Annotated in this window: 15 protein-coding genes; 10 read left to right on the top strand and 5 right to left on the bottom strand. The window is 42.3% G+C overall.

The features are described from left to right. Nucleotides 1–104: 104 nt before the first annotated feature. Together ABJE44_RS06440 and ABJE44_RS06435 are read right to left on the bottom strand one after the other, a co-directional pair. Nucleotides 105–398, bottom strand: a complete 294-nt coding sequence (locus ABJE44_RS06440; protein WP_348110461.1) for a hypothetical protein — start codon at nucleotides 396–398, stop codon at nucleotides 105–107. Nucleotides 399–406: 8 nt separating this feature from the next. Further along, complete coding sequence (locus ABJE44_RS06435) at nucleotides 407–1,459, bottom strand: YHYH protein (protein WP_348110460.1); 1,053 nt, start codon at nucleotides 1,457–1,459, stop codon at nucleotides 407–409. Between the two features lie 172 nt (nucleotides 1,460–1,631). Here ABJE44_RS06435 and ABJE44_RS06430 point away from each other — a divergent pair, with 172 nt between their 5' ends. From ABJE44_RS06430 to ABJE44_RS06415, 4 genes are all read left to right on the top strand, one after another. Then, nucleotides 1,632–1,961 carry a hypothetical protein gene (locus tag ABJE44_RS06430; RefSeq protein ID WP_348110459.1) on the top strand — a complete coding sequence of 110 codons (330 nt, stop codon included), beginning with the start codon at nucleotides 1,632–1,634 and terminating at the stop codon, nucleotides 1,959–1,961. Between the two features lie 48 nt (nucleotides 1,962–2,009). After that, nucleotides 2,010–4,088, top strand: coding sequence for a multicopper oxidase domain-containing protein (locus ABJE44_RS06425; protein ID WP_348110458.1), 2,079 nt, complete (start codon nucleotides 2,010–2,012; stop codon nucleotides 4,086–4,088). A 141-nt stretch (nucleotides 4,089–4,229) separates the two neighbouring features. Beyond that, complete coding sequence (locus ABJE44_RS06420) at nucleotides 4,230–4,601, top strand: hypothetical protein (protein ID WP_348110457.1); 372 nt, start codon at nucleotides 4,230–4,232, stop codon at nucleotides 4,599–4,601. A gap of 93 nt (nucleotides 4,602–4,694) precedes the next feature. After that, nucleotides 4,695–6,710: a TonB-dependent receptor gene (locus ABJE44_RS06415; protein WP_348110456.1), complete on the top strand. Its 2,016-nt coding sequence runs from the start codon at nucleotides 4,695–4,697 to the stop codon at nucleotides 6,708–6,710. A 233-nt stretch (nucleotides 6,711–6,943) separates the two neighbouring features. Here ABJE44_RS06415 and ABJE44_RS06410 read toward each other — a convergent pair whose 3' ends face one another. Together ABJE44_RS06410 and ABJE44_RS06405 are read right to left on the bottom strand one after the other, a co-directional pair. Beyond that, nucleotides 6,944–7,558, bottom strand: coding sequence for a rhomboid family intramembrane serine protease (locus ABJE44_RS06410; protein WP_348110455.1), 615 nt, complete (start codon nucleotides 7,556–7,558; stop codon nucleotides 6,944–6,946). 89 nt (nucleotides 7,559–7,647) lie between these two features. Further along, nucleotides 7,648–8,109 carry a hypothetical protein gene (locus tag ABJE44_RS06405; protein WP_348110454.1) on the bottom strand — a complete coding sequence of 154 codons (462 nt, stop codon included), beginning with the start codon at nucleotides 8,107–8,109 and terminating at the stop codon, nucleotides 7,648–7,650. Nucleotides 8,110–8,212: 103 nt separating this feature from the next. On the opposite strand from ABJE44_RS06405, the gene ABJE44_RS06400 reads away from it, so the two are divergent. The 6 genes from ABJE44_RS06400 (at nucleotide 8,213) to ABJE44_RS06375 (ending at nucleotide 14,960) form a co-directional block, all read left to right on the top strand. Next, a complete protein-coding gene (locus ABJE44_RS06400) occupies nucleotides 8,213–10,195 on the top strand; it encodes a TonB-dependent receptor (RefSeq protein ID WP_348110453.1) in 1,983 nt (660 codons plus the stop codon). 55 nt (nucleotides 10,196–10,250) lie between these two features. After that, nucleotides 10,251–11,366: an HmuY family protein gene (locus ABJE44_RS06395; RefSeq protein ID WP_348110452.1), complete on the top strand. Its 1,116-nt coding sequence runs from the start codon at nucleotides 10,251–10,253 to the stop codon at nucleotides 11,364–11,366. 75 nt (nucleotides 11,367–11,441) lie between these two features. After that, entirely contained in the window at nucleotides 11,442–12,296 is an 855-nt protein-coding gene (locus tag ABJE44_RS06390) for an ABC transporter substrate-binding protein (protein ID WP_348110451.1), read from the top strand. After that, entirely contained in the window at nucleotides 12,283–13,374 is a 1,092-nt protein-coding gene (locus ABJE44_RS06385) for an iron ABC transporter permease (RefSeq protein ID WP_348110450.1), read from the top strand. The genes ABJE44_RS06390 and ABJE44_RS06385 overlap by 14 nt, the downstream gene beginning before the upstream one ends. After that, nucleotides 13,367–14,155, top strand: coding sequence for an ABC transporter ATP-binding protein (locus ABJE44_RS06380; protein ID WP_348110449.1), 789 nt, complete (start codon nucleotides 13,367–13,369; stop codon nucleotides 14,153–14,155). Before ABJE44_RS06385 ends, ABJE44_RS06380 begins: the two co-directional genes overlap by 8 nt. Before the next feature lie 64 nt (nucleotides 14,156–14,219). Then, nucleotides 14,220–14,960 (top strand): DUF2470 domain-containing protein, encoded by a 741-nt coding sequence (locus ABJE44_RS06375; protein WP_348110448.1) that lies wholly within the window; start codon nucleotides 14,220–14,222, stop codon nucleotides 14,958–14,960. Between the two features lie 78 nt (nucleotides 14,961–15,038). On the opposite strand, the gene ABJE44_RS06370 is transcribed toward ABJE44_RS06375, so the two are convergent. Then, nucleotides 15,039–16,307, bottom strand: coding sequence for a serine hydrolase domain-containing protein (locus ABJE44_RS06370; protein ID WP_348110447.1), 1,269 nt, complete (start codon nucleotides 16,305–16,307; stop codon nucleotides 15,039–15,041). Nucleotides 16,308–16,502: the final 195 nt, after the last annotated feature.

The raw sequence follows: 16,502 nt of genomic DNA, 5'->3' as shown, positions 1-16,502 counted from the left end.
ATCGGCAACTTACAACTTCTAGATGTAAGCCTACTCACTCAATAAGACAAAAAGCCCCCACGTTGTTAAACATGGGGGCTTTTTATTTTACCTAGGGTCAAAGGCTACCGCTGAGTGTCCTCATGACTATGGTCTGGTTTTGTACTTTTGATAGATGTATCGAGTGGTTGAATGGGCTGATTTCTAACGCACATTAAATTTTCACCCATATATTGGCAAGTCCCAATATATAGATCATTGTGCCCCCCTTCATATCGACACGCTTTAGACTTAACCTTTTCAAAACAAGCATCCACTGCCAGTTTATTTAAGGGGCCAGCGTGGGCATTAGCATCGGCAATATTGAGTAACAGACATAGTGTTACAGATAGTAAACTTACTGCTTTAAGGTTCAACATAGTCAAACTTAATGCTTGCCCATTTCTGGGGGCGCACCATGAGGAGGAGGCCCGCCACCAGGAGGAGGACCACCCTGAGGGCCACCAGCAGGGCGCACACTTTCGCCATGTAAGCAGCCTATAAACAAGTTCTCACTTGGGCTGGCAGCATGATAATGATAACCCCTAACATCATCAGTTTGACCGCGACATTCATCTAAGCCTTCAGCTTCTTTGCCTTGGGCATCTTTCATCGCATATATGCCATACCCATCAATGGCATAGCCTATTAACGGAGCATGATCGTCTTCACCCTTTACCGTTTTATCTGTACAGCCGGTTGTAGAGTGATAATGGTAACCTTGATGTACATTAATATGACCACCACAGTCATCAAAGGCGGCAATAGTGTATGCCCCCAAAATTGCATTAACTGGAGCAGGACCAGACAACTCGGTACCATCTAACGCAAGACCGACAGTACGCACACGGCCTGTTGTTTTAGCTGGAATTGGCTTAATGGGAATAAGATAAGTAAGGGAAAAATCATCATCTAGGTATTCAAGTTTACACTCGATACAGTTTTGCATGTACTCTTCTTCTACGTCAGGTTTAGCCGCCCCTAAACACGCTTCTTTCGTGGCGGTATAACGCACCTTGTTAGTTTCTGCGTCATACACCATCCACTTTTCATCACCATAATATTCATCGAGTTTCAGGATGAATTCACCTGTGATGTCTACTAAGTCACCTGAACCACTTTTATCGAACCAAGCTCCACCTGCATCCGCGCCATCATCAATATTTCTTGGACAAAATGCGCCGGGTTCGCGGCCCGCTGGCGCACCCGTTGTCGTAAATTCATAACAGCTAGTTTCAGTGCCTTGAGCGGTTTCACAATCTACTATTTTAGGAGGCGTTGAAAACGCCCCTTCTGTGAACATAGAAAGATCAATGCCTGTTACTACTTCTTTGGATTTAGCGCCCGCCTCTGGCGTTTTTGACGCACCACCACAGCCTAATAATGCTAAGACGCTTAGCGTAGATACAACAAATAATGATTTATAATATTTTGAAACCATTGATGAATTCCCTGTAATTCGATTAGTTGATTAAACTCTTTCAGCTATATTTATAGCAACAATTTATACAATAATTGTGCAGATATTATGGAAATTCTCTCTTTAATTCATGATACAAAAACACTATGACTTTACCAGTCAATTTTTTTGATATTAATGTAAGATAGGCACCATGAAATATCTTAATGGCTTGTTATTAGTGCTCACTCTTTGCGTCAATACGTACGCAGGTGCTGGGGTGTGCTCTATGGAGCATGGCGCTAAGACAGAACACTCTCAAGCTATGCCTTGCCATGATTTAGAACAAGAGCAAGAACAGCATCAAAATGCTGAATCACAACCTCATGTATGTGATTGCGACATGTGCGTTCAGATCACCTGCTCTGTCAACATAGTAAAATCAAACGCGCTGTTTAATGAAACGCCACACTTTGCTGGCATGCCATATCAATCTTTATCTACCAGTCCGAATTACCGCCCTCCTATTTACTTTCTCAGTTAACAATCATTATCGCTGTTAATCAGCATTTTTTAATTTTTGGAAAAAACAATGAAAGTAATTCTCACATTTTTATGTGCGCTATTAGTAACAAGTGCGCAAGCTAAAGAAATTCGATATCAACTCAATGTCGGTTATAAAACCGTTAACGTTTCAGGTAAAACAGTACAGGCCATGGCTATCAACAACAGCATTCCCGCGCCTGTACTTGAATTCACTCAGGGCGATACCGCTATTATACAAGTCACTAACCATACCAATGATAACGCCTCTATTCATTGGCATGGTTTATTACTCCCACAAGAGCAAGATGGGGTGCCATATATGACCTACTTCCCTATCAAAGCAGGGGCCACGTTTGAATATCAGTTTGAGCTAAGTCATGCCGGCACTTATTGGTATCACAGTCATACCCGTATCGATGAACAGCGTGGTCAATATGGTGCGATAATCGTTCACCCTAAAGATGGATATGATGATGAGTTTGACCATGATGTGCTGGTACAGCTTTCTGACTGGACAGATGAAGACCCTATCGATGTGTTAAAACATTTAAAGAAAGATGGAGATTGGTATGCCTATAAAAAGAATTCTGTCATAAGTATTAAGGGATACCAGCAAAACAGTGATCTAGATGCTTGGATGAGTAATCGTTGGCAACGTATGGAAGGAATGGATGTATCCGATGTAGGCTACGACGCCTTTCTTGCTAACGGACAAACTTCGTTAAACCTGCTCCCTAAAGCCAAAGCAGGTGACAGAGTAAGAGTCAGAATAGTCAATTCTGGGGCCTCAACTTACTTTGATATTCAGCAAAACTCAGGCCCTCTTGAAGTGGTTGCTGCAGATGGGATAGATGTAGAGCCTGTAACCGTCAATGAAATAAGAATGGGTATGGCTGAAACCTACGATGTCATAGTGACTGTACCTGACTCTGGGGCCTATGAATTTGCTGCCAATAGTATGGATGGCACCGGCGGGGTAAAAGTGACCTTAGGTAACGGGAATGCTGCCCCCTCTCCTGATCCGCTGCGTCCTAATGTATTTGCCAAAATGACACATGGAAATAGTCACCAAGGAGGAGACCACTCAATGCATTCGATGCATGACATGGAACAAGAGCCTCAAGCGCCATCGCAACATCAGTCACATGAAAACCATCATGATCACCATCAAATGATGGCAATGGATGATGAACTTGATGCAGAAAAATTAGATTACAGTTTACTTCAAGTACGAGAGCCTGTGACGTATGAAGGGGAGCGACAAGAATTCACCTTAAGGCTAACAGGCGACATGGAAAGCTATAATTGGACCTTTAACAATACGCCGCTATCCCAAGCAGATGTAATCAAAATTGACCGAGGCAAAGTTGTACGTTTTCACTTTAAAAATGAAAGCATGATGCACCACCCGCTGCATTTACACGGGCATTTTTTCAAGGTTATATCTGGCAATGGAGATTATGACGTATTGAAACACACAGTTGATGTGCCTCCCATGGAAAGCGTCACCATTGAATTTGCAGCTAATGAAAGCAAAGACTGGCTGTTTCACTGTCACAACCTCTATCATGCTAAAACCGGTATGGCTCGAGTCGTAAGGTACAGTGATTATTCAGGTAACCCTGATTTTGTTAAAGCTAAAATGCAAAGCAATGAAATCATGGATTTTGATTGGTATAGCAGAACTGACTTACGCTTGTTTTCTTCTCACGCAGAAGTCATGTATCGCTATAGCAATTCAAAACACGTTATTGAACTAGAAGCTGTTAAGCATTTCTCTGAAGATAGTGAGTTAGAAGCCGACTACAACTACAAACACTCCCGTTGGCTTAGGTCTTTTATTGGGGCAAGGCGCATGGACGATGAAAACGAATTATTGTTAGGGGTAAAATATGTTTTACCTTTCAGCATAGATACCTCACTTTGGATCACCCATGAAGGACACATAGACGCTGAAATAGAAACAGAGTTTCAGCTAACGAAACATATTGGCATCGAGCTAAGCACCTCAACCGAATCGGAATGGGAGGCCACATTAGAGTATCGCTCTTCACCGAGTTGGTCTTTAGGTCTCAACGTCAATGAAACCTCAGGAGTGGGGGTAGGCTTAACTGCTACATTTTAAATTGAGGTACTTAATTGACAGGAGAGGCACTGTGCGCGCCTCTCCTTCAATAGCGAGCCCCCTATCAATCTCCCATATAAGTCTGCTTCACATATACCCAAAATCTCATTACAATGGCGCTGAAATTTATTAGAGATAAACATGTCTAAACCATTATCAAAATTGTTGATTATGACTACCTTATTGATTGCCTTTATTGGGCAAGCTATGGGCTCTTATGTTTTAACGTTTGATGATGTTAGTGCCAATCAGCAAGTAAACATCCAGCAGCAAAGCGCCGTTGAAGGCAATAGTGCTCATGATGCTAACGAAGTAGATGATTGCTGTGATATCGACTGCTGTGAAGGCGAATGCTTTTGCCCAGAAAACGCCTGTACTTCAGTAGTGTATTTAGACAACCCCCATGCTCAATCAACCTTAATGCTTATCAGTGAGTTCGCATTAGCCACTGTACAAGAATCCCCGCAGTTTTTTGCGACCTCTTTATATCGACCACCTATTTTTACCTCTTAGATTAAAACCAATCGTCACCCCATAAAAAATATTAAAACTCGTTTTATTAATTGCGCAACACTCGCAGTTTTTAGCATTATTTTGAGGTAAAAAATGCTTACTAAATATTCTAAAGTCGCCATGGCTCTATTGTTGATGCCTGCAATATCTTATGCAAACCAAGATGCACAGCAACAGGCTACTCATGATGACCACCAAGAAGAACACCATGACGAACATCATGAGCATAGCGAAACTAAAATTGAAAAAATTCAGGTCACAGCATCACGCCTTGGCCGCATAGTGACTGAGTCAGCCACCCGTACTGAAATTATCAATGGTGAAGAAATTCAAGAAAAAGCCATGATGCGCCCGGGTAACATTTCTATGTTAGTTGCCGAAACGGGTGGTGTGCGCGTTCAAAATACTTCACCCGCCTTGGGTAGCGCGAATATTCGTTTGCAAAGCTTGTATGGCCGCTATACCCAGTTACTAAGTGATGGTTTGCCTTTATATGGCGGGCAAACTGCGTCTATAGGCTTATTGCAAATCCCCCCTACAGATTTAGCTAATGTAGAAATAATTAAAGGGTCGGCATCATCACTTTATGGTGGCTCAGCTCTTGGCGGTGTGATAAACCTTATTTCTCGCACTCCATCGGATGAATTTGAAGGCGAGGTATTACTCAATGCCACATCAAAAGATGGCCAAGACTTAACCTCGTATATCGCATCGCCTATCAATAAAAATACCAGCGCATCGTTAACCGCAGGTTTACACAATCAAGCACAACAAGATTTAGACAATGACGGTTGGCTAGACATGGCCGAGTTTCAGCGTGCCACTCTTCGCCCCCGTTTGTACTGGCAAGGTGGAAACGGTGCGAATTTATATGTAACAGTTGGCGCAATGAAAGAAGAGCGCGATGGCGGCACTGCAGCTGGTGCAACGGTACCCGATGGCAATCCATTCATTCAAAGCCAAGATTCACTTCGACTCGACAGTGGCTTTATATTTGATCAGTCCCTTAATGATGAGCTTAATCTTAATATACGTGGCTCAGCCATGCGCCAAGAGCATGACCACCGTTATGGCGAAGTTGAAGAAAGCGACCTTCATCAAAGCTACTTACTTGAGTCCAGTGTGTCGGGTTACAAAGATGCAGTAGCATGGGTGGCGGGCTTGGCCTACCAAGTTGACCGTTTTGAATCAGAAGAGTTTTCTGAATTTAACTACCACTACCAAGTGCCAGGGCTATTCTCGCAAGTAAATTACGAGGCCTATGATGATGTTTCGCTGTCATTAAGCGCCCGTGCTGATTGGCACAGTGAATACGGCACTCAGTTTAGTCCGCGGATTTCAGTGTTATATAATCCAGACAACTGGACCATTCGCGGCGCTTACGGACAAGGCTTCTTTGCCCCTACCCCCTTTATTGAGGATATTGAAGATGCTGGGTTATCACGCTTAGCCTCCTTTGATGATGTCGTTGAAGAACAAGCCACCACAGCCTCTTTAGATATCAGTTATGTATTTGATAGTGTCGAAACTAGCATGGTTTTATTTTCTTCTGATGTTGATAATGTCACTGAGCTTGAAGAAATTGATCCAATTGATACTTTTTCAAACAAGCAAGTGCATATCGTTAATGCTCAGGGAGAGAGCGAAATTCGCGGCGCTGAATTACTGCTTCGCTATCGCTGGCGAGACATTAAACTCACAGGCAGCTATCTGTACACAGATGCCACTAAACAAAGTGAAGATGGCCTTGGACGCGAACCATTGACACTCACCCCGCAACATTCGGCGGGTGCTGTCATCATGTGGGAAGAACATGGTAGTCACCTAGTGGGGTTTGAAGCGTATTACACAGGTACTCAACATCTAGAAGGCAATCCTCTGCGTAATAGAAGCGACGCCTATTGGCACTTAGGCTTACTAGGACAAATTACCATTGGTAAAGTAAGTTACTTTTTAAATGCCGAAAACCTGCTCAATGTGCGCCAAACCAAAGATGAGTCGTTGGTGCTACCAGAACAAGCCCCAAGCGGCCGTTGGACCACAGATATTTGGTCAAGAAACGACGGTTTTACGGTGAATGCGGGGGTTCGTATTCAATTTGGGGATTAAAGATTCAACAAACTGAGTTAGTTGATTATCATCCAGAGTGAGAGACAAATAAGGGTTTCTCACTCCTCCTCATTTCATTCGAAATGCTTATACAAAAGCTAAATTCCCATTAATCTAATTTACTTATTGAGTCATAAAACTCTAATTAGGGCACTGATATGTGGGCTATTTTAGATATTGGAACCTAAGTATTTATATTCCAACAATACGTAGAAAATACTAGATGTTGCGCGTTAACTATTTTCATTACGTTGAGACCTTTTGAACTGTTGAAAGAAAAAATACGCAGCCATTAAAATACCAAAAGCAAAGCTCAATGAGTGGCCTGGTTTTGGATAACCAGTAGTTTTAATATCTAAGTACATTGCTGGTAAAATAGAAAATATGACTGCACACAATAGTAGGTAATCTCGTTTAAACTTAAATAAAAATAAAAACAGTCCAAAGCCAGCAAACCCTAAGGCTGCTTGTGAAGCACCTGAACCAGTATTCCAAGGAGTAGTGCCAAACTGTGTACTGAAAACCGTACCTATTCCCCCTGCAAATAACCAGATAAAAAGCACGTACCAAAACCCAATTTTACGCTCTATTATTGAGCATAAAAACGCGATACTTAAGGCATTATAAATCATATGCTTTTGGTGAACATGGATAAGTTGCGACACAACTAGTCTCCATAGTTCGAATTTTTTTAAACTTTCAACAGTTAATCCTCCGTAGTCTGCAAGATAAATAACTCTTGATTTTCCAAATAGCGAACCAGATATTTGATAAGCGACAAAAAGAGACACAATCACTGTTATCGAAACTATAGCGATAGTGAAAATAGGTTTGTAATTTGACTTCATAATCCCTTTTGAAACATACATTTAAGATTGTGAGTTGATGTACTCTTTTTAAGCGAAATAAGCACCCTCATGATGCCAGTTAAAAACCCTCAATCAGATATCAAGCCTGCGATCACATAAGCATCATTACCAATCGTAATAATAAACCCTAAATCCCAGAACACTGGGTAAAATGGGTAGCCTTTTTTAAGCCAGAATTCTTTTATACTGCTTGCATGGCTGGTTAGACTTTTTAGCTCGCTACCTAGCTCTACCAAATGTTCGCCATGCTCATCAGAGCCAACATAAGCTCTGTTAGGATGGGAGCTGCCAAGCCCCTCATAGCTGAGCATAGCGCTAATCCCTGCTATTAATTCTTGTTGATTGGATATCGCCACCTTCTCAATGATCACCTCACCTTCTAAGGCTTTATTAAGGATGTCTATTGGTGACTTTTCTGCATAATCGAGAACCGGATAAATTTCGAGTTCAGCCACATAATTAACTGAGTCATCATGTAACCTATCTACAACACTCTCAAGTTTAGTCACTAATATATCTATGTTTTGCATACCTTTTACCACTTAAATTATTCCCCCCAAAAGACTTTGCTTGATTTTTATCAGAAACACAAATACCATAAATCTAAATGATACTAATTACCATTTAGATTTAATGTTTAAAATTACAATGTCTGTGCTTTTAGTTGCCGTATCACAGGCAAGTTATGCCAATCAATCATCGATAGAAAAGGTGGTGGTAACCGGCACCCGTTACGCGGTACTGCAGTCTCAAAGCCCTGTGTCTGTGGACGTAATTACTGCAAAAACACTACAAGCCATTAGCCATGGCACCTTAGCGAGCGCCCTAAATTACATTCCTGGCGTGGTGGTAACTCGTAACCAAAAAGATGGTTATACCGTGCAGATGCAAGGTTTTGGTAGTGACCATGTGTTGGTGTTAATTGACAGTCAGCCTTTCGTTTCTCCTACTGGCTCTTCGGTGGATCTCGACCAAATAGGTGTACTTGATATCGAAAGAATCGAAGTCATGCGCGGTGCAGGATCTGTGCTTTATGGGAGCTCGGCTATGGGCGGCGTAATTAATATCATTACCCGTAAGCTTAGGTCAGATCACCTCAAGTTAAACTATCAAGCTGGTAGCTATACCAACAATGCCATCGAATCTGCAGATTTAACCCATTTATTGCAACTTGATGGCAGTAAAAATCTAAACGGTTGGCAGTCATCGTTAAGCTTACAAGCTAGCTCTGATCCCGGCTTTGATTATGAACCAGATACGGTAGCGCAAAGTGCTCCTAGTAGTGACAAATACCTAGTGAACCTTGGCCTAGTAAAAGCATTTGAGAATGACCTCAGCCTTTCAAATAAGCTTCGCTATTTTAACGATGCCAAAGAAAAATTTAGGTATAGCATTCCTGGGCAAGAGCAAGATATTCGCTATATTTCTGATGTTGAGCAATGGCAGTGGGATATGGGGCTGGCAAATGGCCAGAATTGGGAGGTCAAGTCTCGTGTACTCAATCATATTGAAACAAGTGGCGATACCAATGCGTTACGTGATGCAGATATAAGTTTAGCCCAATTAGATGGCCAAATTAATTGGCAGCTTGGAGATATTGACTTGGTCTCAGGCCTAACTGCCCGTCTAGACAAACTCAATCAAACTAAGCAAAACATCACCACAGGCGAAATAGATTCTTACGAAGTCGATGATGAGTCAGCCCAATCAATTCAAGGGTTTACACAAGCAAGTTGGTCCTTAGCTGACCATGAATTAGTATTTGGCACGCAGATACAGCACGACAGTGATTTTGGTTTGCAGTCTGCTTCACGTTTAAACAGTTTATTTAACTTTGGCAATAGCGGTAACGCAAATGGCTTTGCAGAGGACGGCAGTTGGCAACTCAGGTTAGGTTTAGGACAAAGTTATCGCGTGCCTACCCTAAAAGACCGCTTTTATGTGTTTGATCATAGTAATTTAGGTTACATGGTTTTAGGAAACGAAGACCTAATTCCAGAAGAAGCCTTAACGGCAAACGCAGAGCTTAGCTATCGCTTATCGAACACCAAAATATTTGATGTAGCCGTTAACAAGCTATCACTTCGCATGAATTTGCACACCAGTAAAGCAGACAACTTTATTACTACTGTGGTTGACGCAGAAGCCTCAGCCGCAAGTGGCTTGCTAATTAGTCGCTACGAAAACATTGATGGGGCCGACCTAAATGGTTTTGATATCTCAGCTCAATTTGCAATGCATGAACTCGACTTACAATTTAGTTATAGCTATATCAGCGCCAAGGATGACTCAGATGAACATCTAAGTGACCGTCCTACCCATCAATTAAAAGGCAACCTAAATTGGTCGCTGCCATATGACATACACAGTCTTTTGTATGTGGTGTATGAATCTGGCGAATACCCCTCAAGTTCACAAATAGGTGTGGCTCGTGATCACTGGATGACAGTTAACCTGAGCATAAATCAGTCCATTAACCAACACTGGGACTGGCGAGCAGGTATCGACAACATTTTTGACAATCATCAAGACGAAACCTCTATTTCTGCAGGTTTACTTGATGTTCGCCCTTTGTCTAGCAGGTATATCTTTGTAGGTATTTCGTACACCTTTTAAGCAACCAATTTAAAAAAACACATTAAATACAATTGAATACACAGGAACATTACCCATGAAAATAAAATACCTTTCAGCCCTAATCCTTGCCGCCGGGCTATCTGCTTGCGGTAGTTCAGGAAATGATGACGCGACTCCTACAGTAGAAGATGTTGTTGAAGAAGTCGAAGAAGGCACAATTGTTGGGCCTTTTAGTACCGGCAGTACCTCAGAGCCTGAGAGTGTTTATTATGATTTAGATACTGGAGCAGTCGTAGACATAACAGAAGAAGAAGCCGCGATTAATAGCGTATGGGATATTGCTTTCAAGCGCACAGCCATATCACTAAACACCCATGCTGATAACACTGTTGGTATGTACTTTACAGACGTCAACAGTGATTTTTTTGATGCTGAAGGTGTAGCTATTGCAGATTCTTTTATCAACGCCACAGCAGATACTGAGCTAGACGACTATCTAGCCGTAAGTAGTGACTCTATGCCAACAGATGCAGAGTATAGTTATGACGCTAGTGATTATGTGATTGGCGACAAGTTCTATAACTATGATTTTACTACTCATCAAGTAACTGCCGCAGACGATGTCTACTTTATAGTGAGTTCGGATGATGCTTATACAAAATTCAGAGTGACCTCATTAACCACTGCTGGTTTTACTATGTCAAACATCACATTAGAGGTTCAACACCAAAGTAGCCTAGACGGCGAAACCGAGTTTGCTGCAGCTGAAACCATTGATTTAGATTTAAGCGGTTGTACTACGGATATTTACGTTGATTTCGATTTGGCAGAGCAAGTATCAGTAGATGATGCATGGGATATTTATTTGCCATGTATCACGGTCGACCCAGATACAGGTGCTGATTTTTATATTTATATAGCAGATGATGCATCAGCCTTTGTTGATACAGACAACGAATATACAAGCTTAGACGTTGCAGCCCACGCATATTATGGTTTTGAAGCTAACTCCACCTTAATCCGTTCATTTGATAGCAGCCCTTGGTATCAATATGGCTTAAATGGTGGTCACTTATTGTGGTCTCAATATGGCGTGTATCTTATCGAAACCAACTCAGGTCAGTATAAATTGCAGATCACCAGTTACTACGATGAGAGCGGTACGTCTGGCAACTACAGCTTCCGTGTTGATAGTACATCAGCTGAATAATCAACTTTGCATAACCAAACACAGGGCTGAGCATTCAACTAGTCCTGTGTATGCTATCTTCATTCGAGATTTATTATGAACAAACACCTAATTGTAGTCATTTGTATGTCAATGCTTGCACTGTCAACAGCAGCACTTTCCCACAGTGATATGCGGGTCATTAGCTCTGGTGGTAGTATCACAGAAGTTATTTACGCACTAGACAAACAAGACTTAGTTGTAGCTGCAGATAGCACCAGTCATTACCCTAGGGGCGCGACAGCATTACCCAAGCTTGGATATTTTAGGCAGCTTAGTACGGAGGGCGTGTTAAGTTTTCATCCTACTCATTTAATTGGTGCCCAAGCCACTGGTCCAGAGACTCTATTCCCAGAGCTAAAAGCCGCAGGCGTTGAAGTGTCGATATTGGGTGAGCAACGTGATTTAGCAGGGCTAAAACAGCTCATTAGCCAAGTAGGCGAGATAGTCCACGCGCCTGTCAAAGCCAAAGAACTAATTGAACAAATTGATAACCGCGTATCCCAATTAAAAAAGCAGGCTCAGGGACTAAAGCCCATAACGGCACTTTTTATTTTATCTGATAGTGAGCGTGGATTAACCGTAGCTGGAGCTAACACGGTTCCTCAAGCCTTGTTTAACGATGCCGGCATTACCAATGCAGCGCAACAAATGCGTGATTATAAAGTCATGGATAACGAATCCATATTAGCTGCAAATCCAGATATAATTTTTGTTGCTAGTCACAGAATACGCAGTGACCAGGAAGTACAAAGTTTATGCCAACACCCAGCTATTAAAGTCACTACAGCGGGACAAATCTGCAAGCCCGTTGTCATGGAAAGCAGTAGTGCCTTGGGCTTGTCACCTAGATACCCAGAAGCCCTAGAACATATCATCAAGAAGGTACAGGCATTTCATGGCAGAGGCTAACGCATCTCAGCTGCTGCAACTTGATTTAGACAAGCGGCGCAACAAGTATATAAAGCACATACTTTTGGCTTTACTTGGCTGCGGATGTTTAATATTGCTTGGTTTACAAGCGGGCAGCTACGAACATTCTGTTCCTGAACTACTTGATGTCATTAAACAGAAAATAACAGGACAAGAACTGCAAGGTCAGCAACGTATTCAGTGGTATATCTTTTCTGAACTTAGAGCACCGCGTATTGTTATGGCCATAATGGTTGGTGCTCTATTGGCTATGTCTGGCTGCGCCATGCAAGGTTTAGTACGTAACCCCTTGGCAGACCCGGGCTTGATTGGGATATCTGGTGGTGCGGCGGCCGCTGCTGCAACGGCTCTACTGATAATCAACCATCACCCCGAATATGCATTAGGTGGTCCATATTTAATTGCAGGCTCTGCTTTTGCAGGTGCCTTACTCGCCGTGTGGATAGTATTAAAAGTAGCCCAAACCCCAGCAGGCCTTGCGATTACCTCTTTGATATTAGCGGGCGTAGCAGTAAATGCCTTGGCGGGTACCCATATTGGCGCAATTAACTATATAGCCAATGACGATGCCCTAAGGCAAATTACCTATTGGACTATGGGCAGCTTAGCGGGCATTTCATGGGCCAAAGTTTTATTTGTAGGGGCATTAGCCTTACCTGTGATTGGTATGTTTATCCATTTAAGGCAGCCTTTAAACATGCTCGCCTTAGGTGAAAACGAAGCCCAGTGCATGGGCCTAGATGTGTCTAAATATAAGCGCTTAACGTTATGGTTAGTGGCATTTTCTGTAGCTCTAGCCACAGCATTATGCGGCATTATTGGGTTTGTGGGATTAGTGGTACCCCATATTTGCCGCACCCTTTTTGGAGCAGACCATAGATACCTAGTACCTGCCTGTGGGGTATTTGGTGGTGGCTTAATGTTAGTAGCCGACATCAGTTCACGTTCGCTGTTTCCACCGCTAGAAATACCTATTGGTATAGTTACCTCAGCAGTTGGCGCACCGTTTTTCTTGTATCTACTAGCAACACAAAAGGGGAAGTTATCTGGTGTTTAGTATCGACAACCTCAGTGTTAGCTACAGTCAGCAGCCAATACTTAAAAAAATAAATTTGCAAGTTAGCAGCCGCGACTTCATTACTATTATTGGTGAAAACGGCTGTGGTAAATCCACTTTGTTGCGCTGTATAGCTGGGTTACACAGCGAATTTACTGGAAGTATTCAGTTAGACAATAAAGACCTAGGTGATTGGTCAACTAAAGCCTTAGCGCAAAAACGTGCATTTGTGGCGCAAAGTAATCAGGTCTACTTTGCATTTTTAACCGAAGATGTACTAGGGTTGGGCCGAGCCAACCGAGCTGAAACGAATCAATACACCACAACGCTAATCTGTAAAGTTGCTGAACAGGTGGGTATTTCCCACTTATTTGGCCGCGATGTACGTACATTGTCTGGGGGAGAGCGCCAACGGGTATTTATTGCTAAAGCTTTGCTACAACTGATGCCAGATATGAACGACGCCGAAACCCAGCAGCCATTCTCTGGTAAGTTGCTGTTGCTAGACGAGCCAACCTCAGCTTTAGATTTTCGCTTTCAAAAAGCCACTATGGATTTGATGCAGAGGTTTTGTGAGCAGGGTTTAGCAGTGATATGCGTAAGCCATGATATGAATTTAGTTTTACCCTATGCCACCAAAACCTTACTGCTAGCCAATGGCCGTTGTTTAGCTCAAGGTCCTGCAATTGACGTAATTACCGAAGATAATTTACTTAAATGTTTTGGGGTGAGGCCGCGATTAATCCCGCAGGACAATGCCATCCCGTTTGTGACACATTAATTGCTATTCACCTTGATATATAAAAGCCAAGTTAAATAGCACAAGCATATTAGGAAGAATCAAAATGAAAAAAGAGCAACATGTATTTGATGCTAAAACACTTACCCGTCAACAACACTCTGGTGTGTTAAGCACATTGTCCGTGTCTGTGGCAGGTTACCCTTTTGGCTCAATTGTTCCATACTTTATGACCCATGAAGGTAATTTGATTATCTATATCAGTGATATTGCCCAGCATACACGTAATATAAAGGCAGATAACAAAGTCTCTATGACCATTTTTGATAACCTAGCTGATGACTCGCAAGCCTCTGGCCGCGTGACAGTGTTAGGTGATGCTGAGATTATCAAAGATGAAAAAGTTGCCGAGCAATACTACAGCTTGTTTCCCCAAGCCATTGGCTACAAAAAAACTCACGACTTCAACTTTTACGAAATCAAAACCAAACGGGTTCGTTATATTGGTGGCTTTGGTAAAATATTCTGGATAAATCAAGACGAATGGCAAGTTGCAGTAGAAAATTGGCAAAGCACTAGCACAGCGATAGTTGAGCATATGAATGACGATCATTTAGATGCCATGCAGTTAATTGTTGAACATCTATTCAATATAAAAGCCAAACAAGTCAAAATGTTATCCGCCTTTAATGAAGGCGCCCATATTGCCGCCGACGAACAAGTTATATACATGCCCTTCGAGCAAGTATGTCTGGACTCTCAACATGTTAGGCAACAATTAGTCGCAGCCACTCATGCAGCAAGAGCGGCCTTAACGCCAAGTAGCACTGAAAAATCTGAAGCTTAGGCGGTTACCTTAAGCGCCTAGGTTGAGTAGTAGCTAACCATTAGGCGCTTATTTGCTAATTAGATAAAACTGTCAGCTTTACTGCAACAGTTCAGACCTTGATAATTTACGGGCGATTGGCAGTAACTCATGAGTTTTAAATTCAGTATCAGCGGTACCAAACCAAACCATCACCCATTCATGATTGGGCGATATATAAATACCCTGCCCTGAGTAACCTGATTTAAACATGTCGCCATCTTGCCAGATAAGATCCCATTGCCAGCGACTGTGCAGCGGCACATCGCCATCAAAAAGCGAGTTCAACTCTGCAAGGCGACTTTCAGAAAAAAGCGGGCGATGTTTGTTTTTTAAAAAGTTTCGGTGCTGCGTACTCACTTGCCCCCATCCTTGGTTATTGTCTAAAAACATCAAACCAAATCGCGCTATGTCTGCTAGTCGCGCACTCAGCCCTCCCGCGGCATATGGCTCTCCGTAACGGTTAATCACCATAAGTCCATCTGCTTCAGCTCCCATTGGCATCCATAACAATTCAGCAATAGCACGGGCAAGGGGCTTTTGAGTAATCGCCTCAACAACTAAGCCAGAAATATTCGTATTAGAAGACGTATATTCAGTTTCTTCACCGGGTTTACGGTGAGCGGTCATACTTTTTAAAACAGCAACAGAAGTACTTAAGTCTTTTCGAACCGGAGCAACCACACCCAATGCCTCCTCAGCACGGTAAATACAGCCTTGTGTGTTTTGATAGCCATCACTGTCTCGGCAATCAATACCCGAAGTCATATCTATGACATCCTGTAAAACAATATCACCCCACACTGTATTGGCAAACTCTGGCAAGTAGGTTTTTATGGGGGCTTGCATATCAACTTTGCCCATCTCTTCAAGTTTAGCTAAGGCGGTTGCCGTAAACACCTTACTGACAGACCAAGTCATATGTCGCTCAAGTGGCCCAGTAGTTTTAAAGCGCTGATATACAATTTTACCTTGGTGAACCAGCATCACATTGTCTATGCGGTCATCCATAGAGACATAGTCGTCAAAACTCAATGATTTATCATTGACCTTTACCGGCCACTTATCAATTTTTGGATTCAGCTCTATCCCTAGCTCACGGGTTTTATCGTGGTAGATAGTAGTATGGGGAAACAGCCCCGGCATTTCTCGCCAAGCAAAACGACTAGGTTCACCCCCTAAATCAAATTCAACATGCTGATACGTTTTGTACATCTTACTGTGATAATTAATATCAGCATGAGATTGGTTTTCCTGAGTAAAACCAAAGCTAGCGAACACTCCCAAGACACTTAATAATATTAACTTACAACTGTTTTTAATTAACACTGAGGGTTTACTCGCTGAAAAGCATAAGGGCATAGAGAATAAAAACTTATTTTTTTAAAAGCAATGTAAAAACCCAACCTTAGCGGTCCAATTACATACAAAAATATTTTTTATGCTCGTTAACCCCTTCTTAACCATCACCTTGTTATCGTTGATGCAATCGTAGGCTAATCCACTTTATTTTATGCTTCTAGC

The organism is Paraglaciecola sp. (assembly GCF_039942875.1).
In the GTDB taxonomy this organism is placed as follows: Bacteria; Pseudomonadota; Gammaproteobacteria; order Enterobacterales; family Alteromonadaceae; genus Paraglaciecola.
This window is presented reverse-complemented; position numbering and strand designations above follow the sequence as displayed.

Excerpts from the sequence above, each read along its gene's own strand:
- ABJE44_RS06440 (WP_348110461.1), bottom strand. The coding sequence starts at position 398 with ATGTTGAACCTTAAAGCAGTAAGTTTACTATCTGTAACACTATGTCTG.
- ABJE44_RS06435 (WP_348110460.1), bottom strand. The coding sequence starts at position 1,459 with ATGGTTTCAAAATATTATAAATCATTATTTGTTGTATCTACGCTAAGC.
- ABJE44_RS06430 (WP_348110459.1), top strand. The coding sequence starts at position 1,632 with ATGAAATATCTTAATGGCTTGTTATTAGTGCTCACTCTTTGCGTCAAT.
- ABJE44_RS06425 (WP_348110458.1), top strand. The coding sequence starts at position 2,010 with ATGAAAGTAATTCTCACATTTTTATGTGCGCTATTAGTAACAAGTGCG.
- ABJE44_RS06420 (WP_348110457.1), top strand. The coding sequence starts at position 4,230 with ATGTCTAAACCATTATCAAAATTGTTGATTATGACTACCTTATTGATT.
- ABJE44_RS06415 (WP_348110456.1), top strand. The coding sequence starts at position 4,695 with ATGCTTACTAAATATTCTAAAGTCGCCATGGCTCTATTGTTGATGCCT.
- ABJE44_RS06410 (WP_348110455.1), bottom strand. The coding sequence starts at position 7,558 with ATGAAGTCAAATTACAAACCTATTTTCACTATCGCTATAGTTTCGATA.
- ABJE44_RS06405 (WP_348110454.1), bottom strand. The coding sequence starts at position 8,109 with ATGCAAAACATAGATATATTAGTGACTAAACTTGAGAGTGTTGTAGAT.
- ABJE44_RS06400 (WP_348110453.1), top strand. The coding sequence starts at position 8,213 with ATGTTTAAAATTACAATGTCTGTGCTTTTAGTTGCCGTATCACAGGCA.
- ABJE44_RS06395 (WP_348110452.1), top strand. The coding sequence starts at position 10,251 with ATGAAAATAAAATACCTTTCAGCCCTAATCCTTGCCGCCGGGCTATCT.
- ABJE44_RS06390 (WP_348110451.1), top strand. The coding sequence starts at position 11,442 with ATGAACAAACACCTAATTGTAGTCATTTGTATGTCAATGCTTGCACTG.
- ABJE44_RS06385 (WP_348110450.1), top strand. The coding sequence starts at position 12,283 with ATGGCAGAGGCTAACGCATCTCAGCTGCTGCAACTTGATTTAGACAAG.
- ABJE44_RS06375 (WP_348110448.1), top strand. The coding sequence starts at position 14,220 with ATGAAAAAAGAGCAACATGTATTTGATGCTAAAACACTTACCCGTCAA.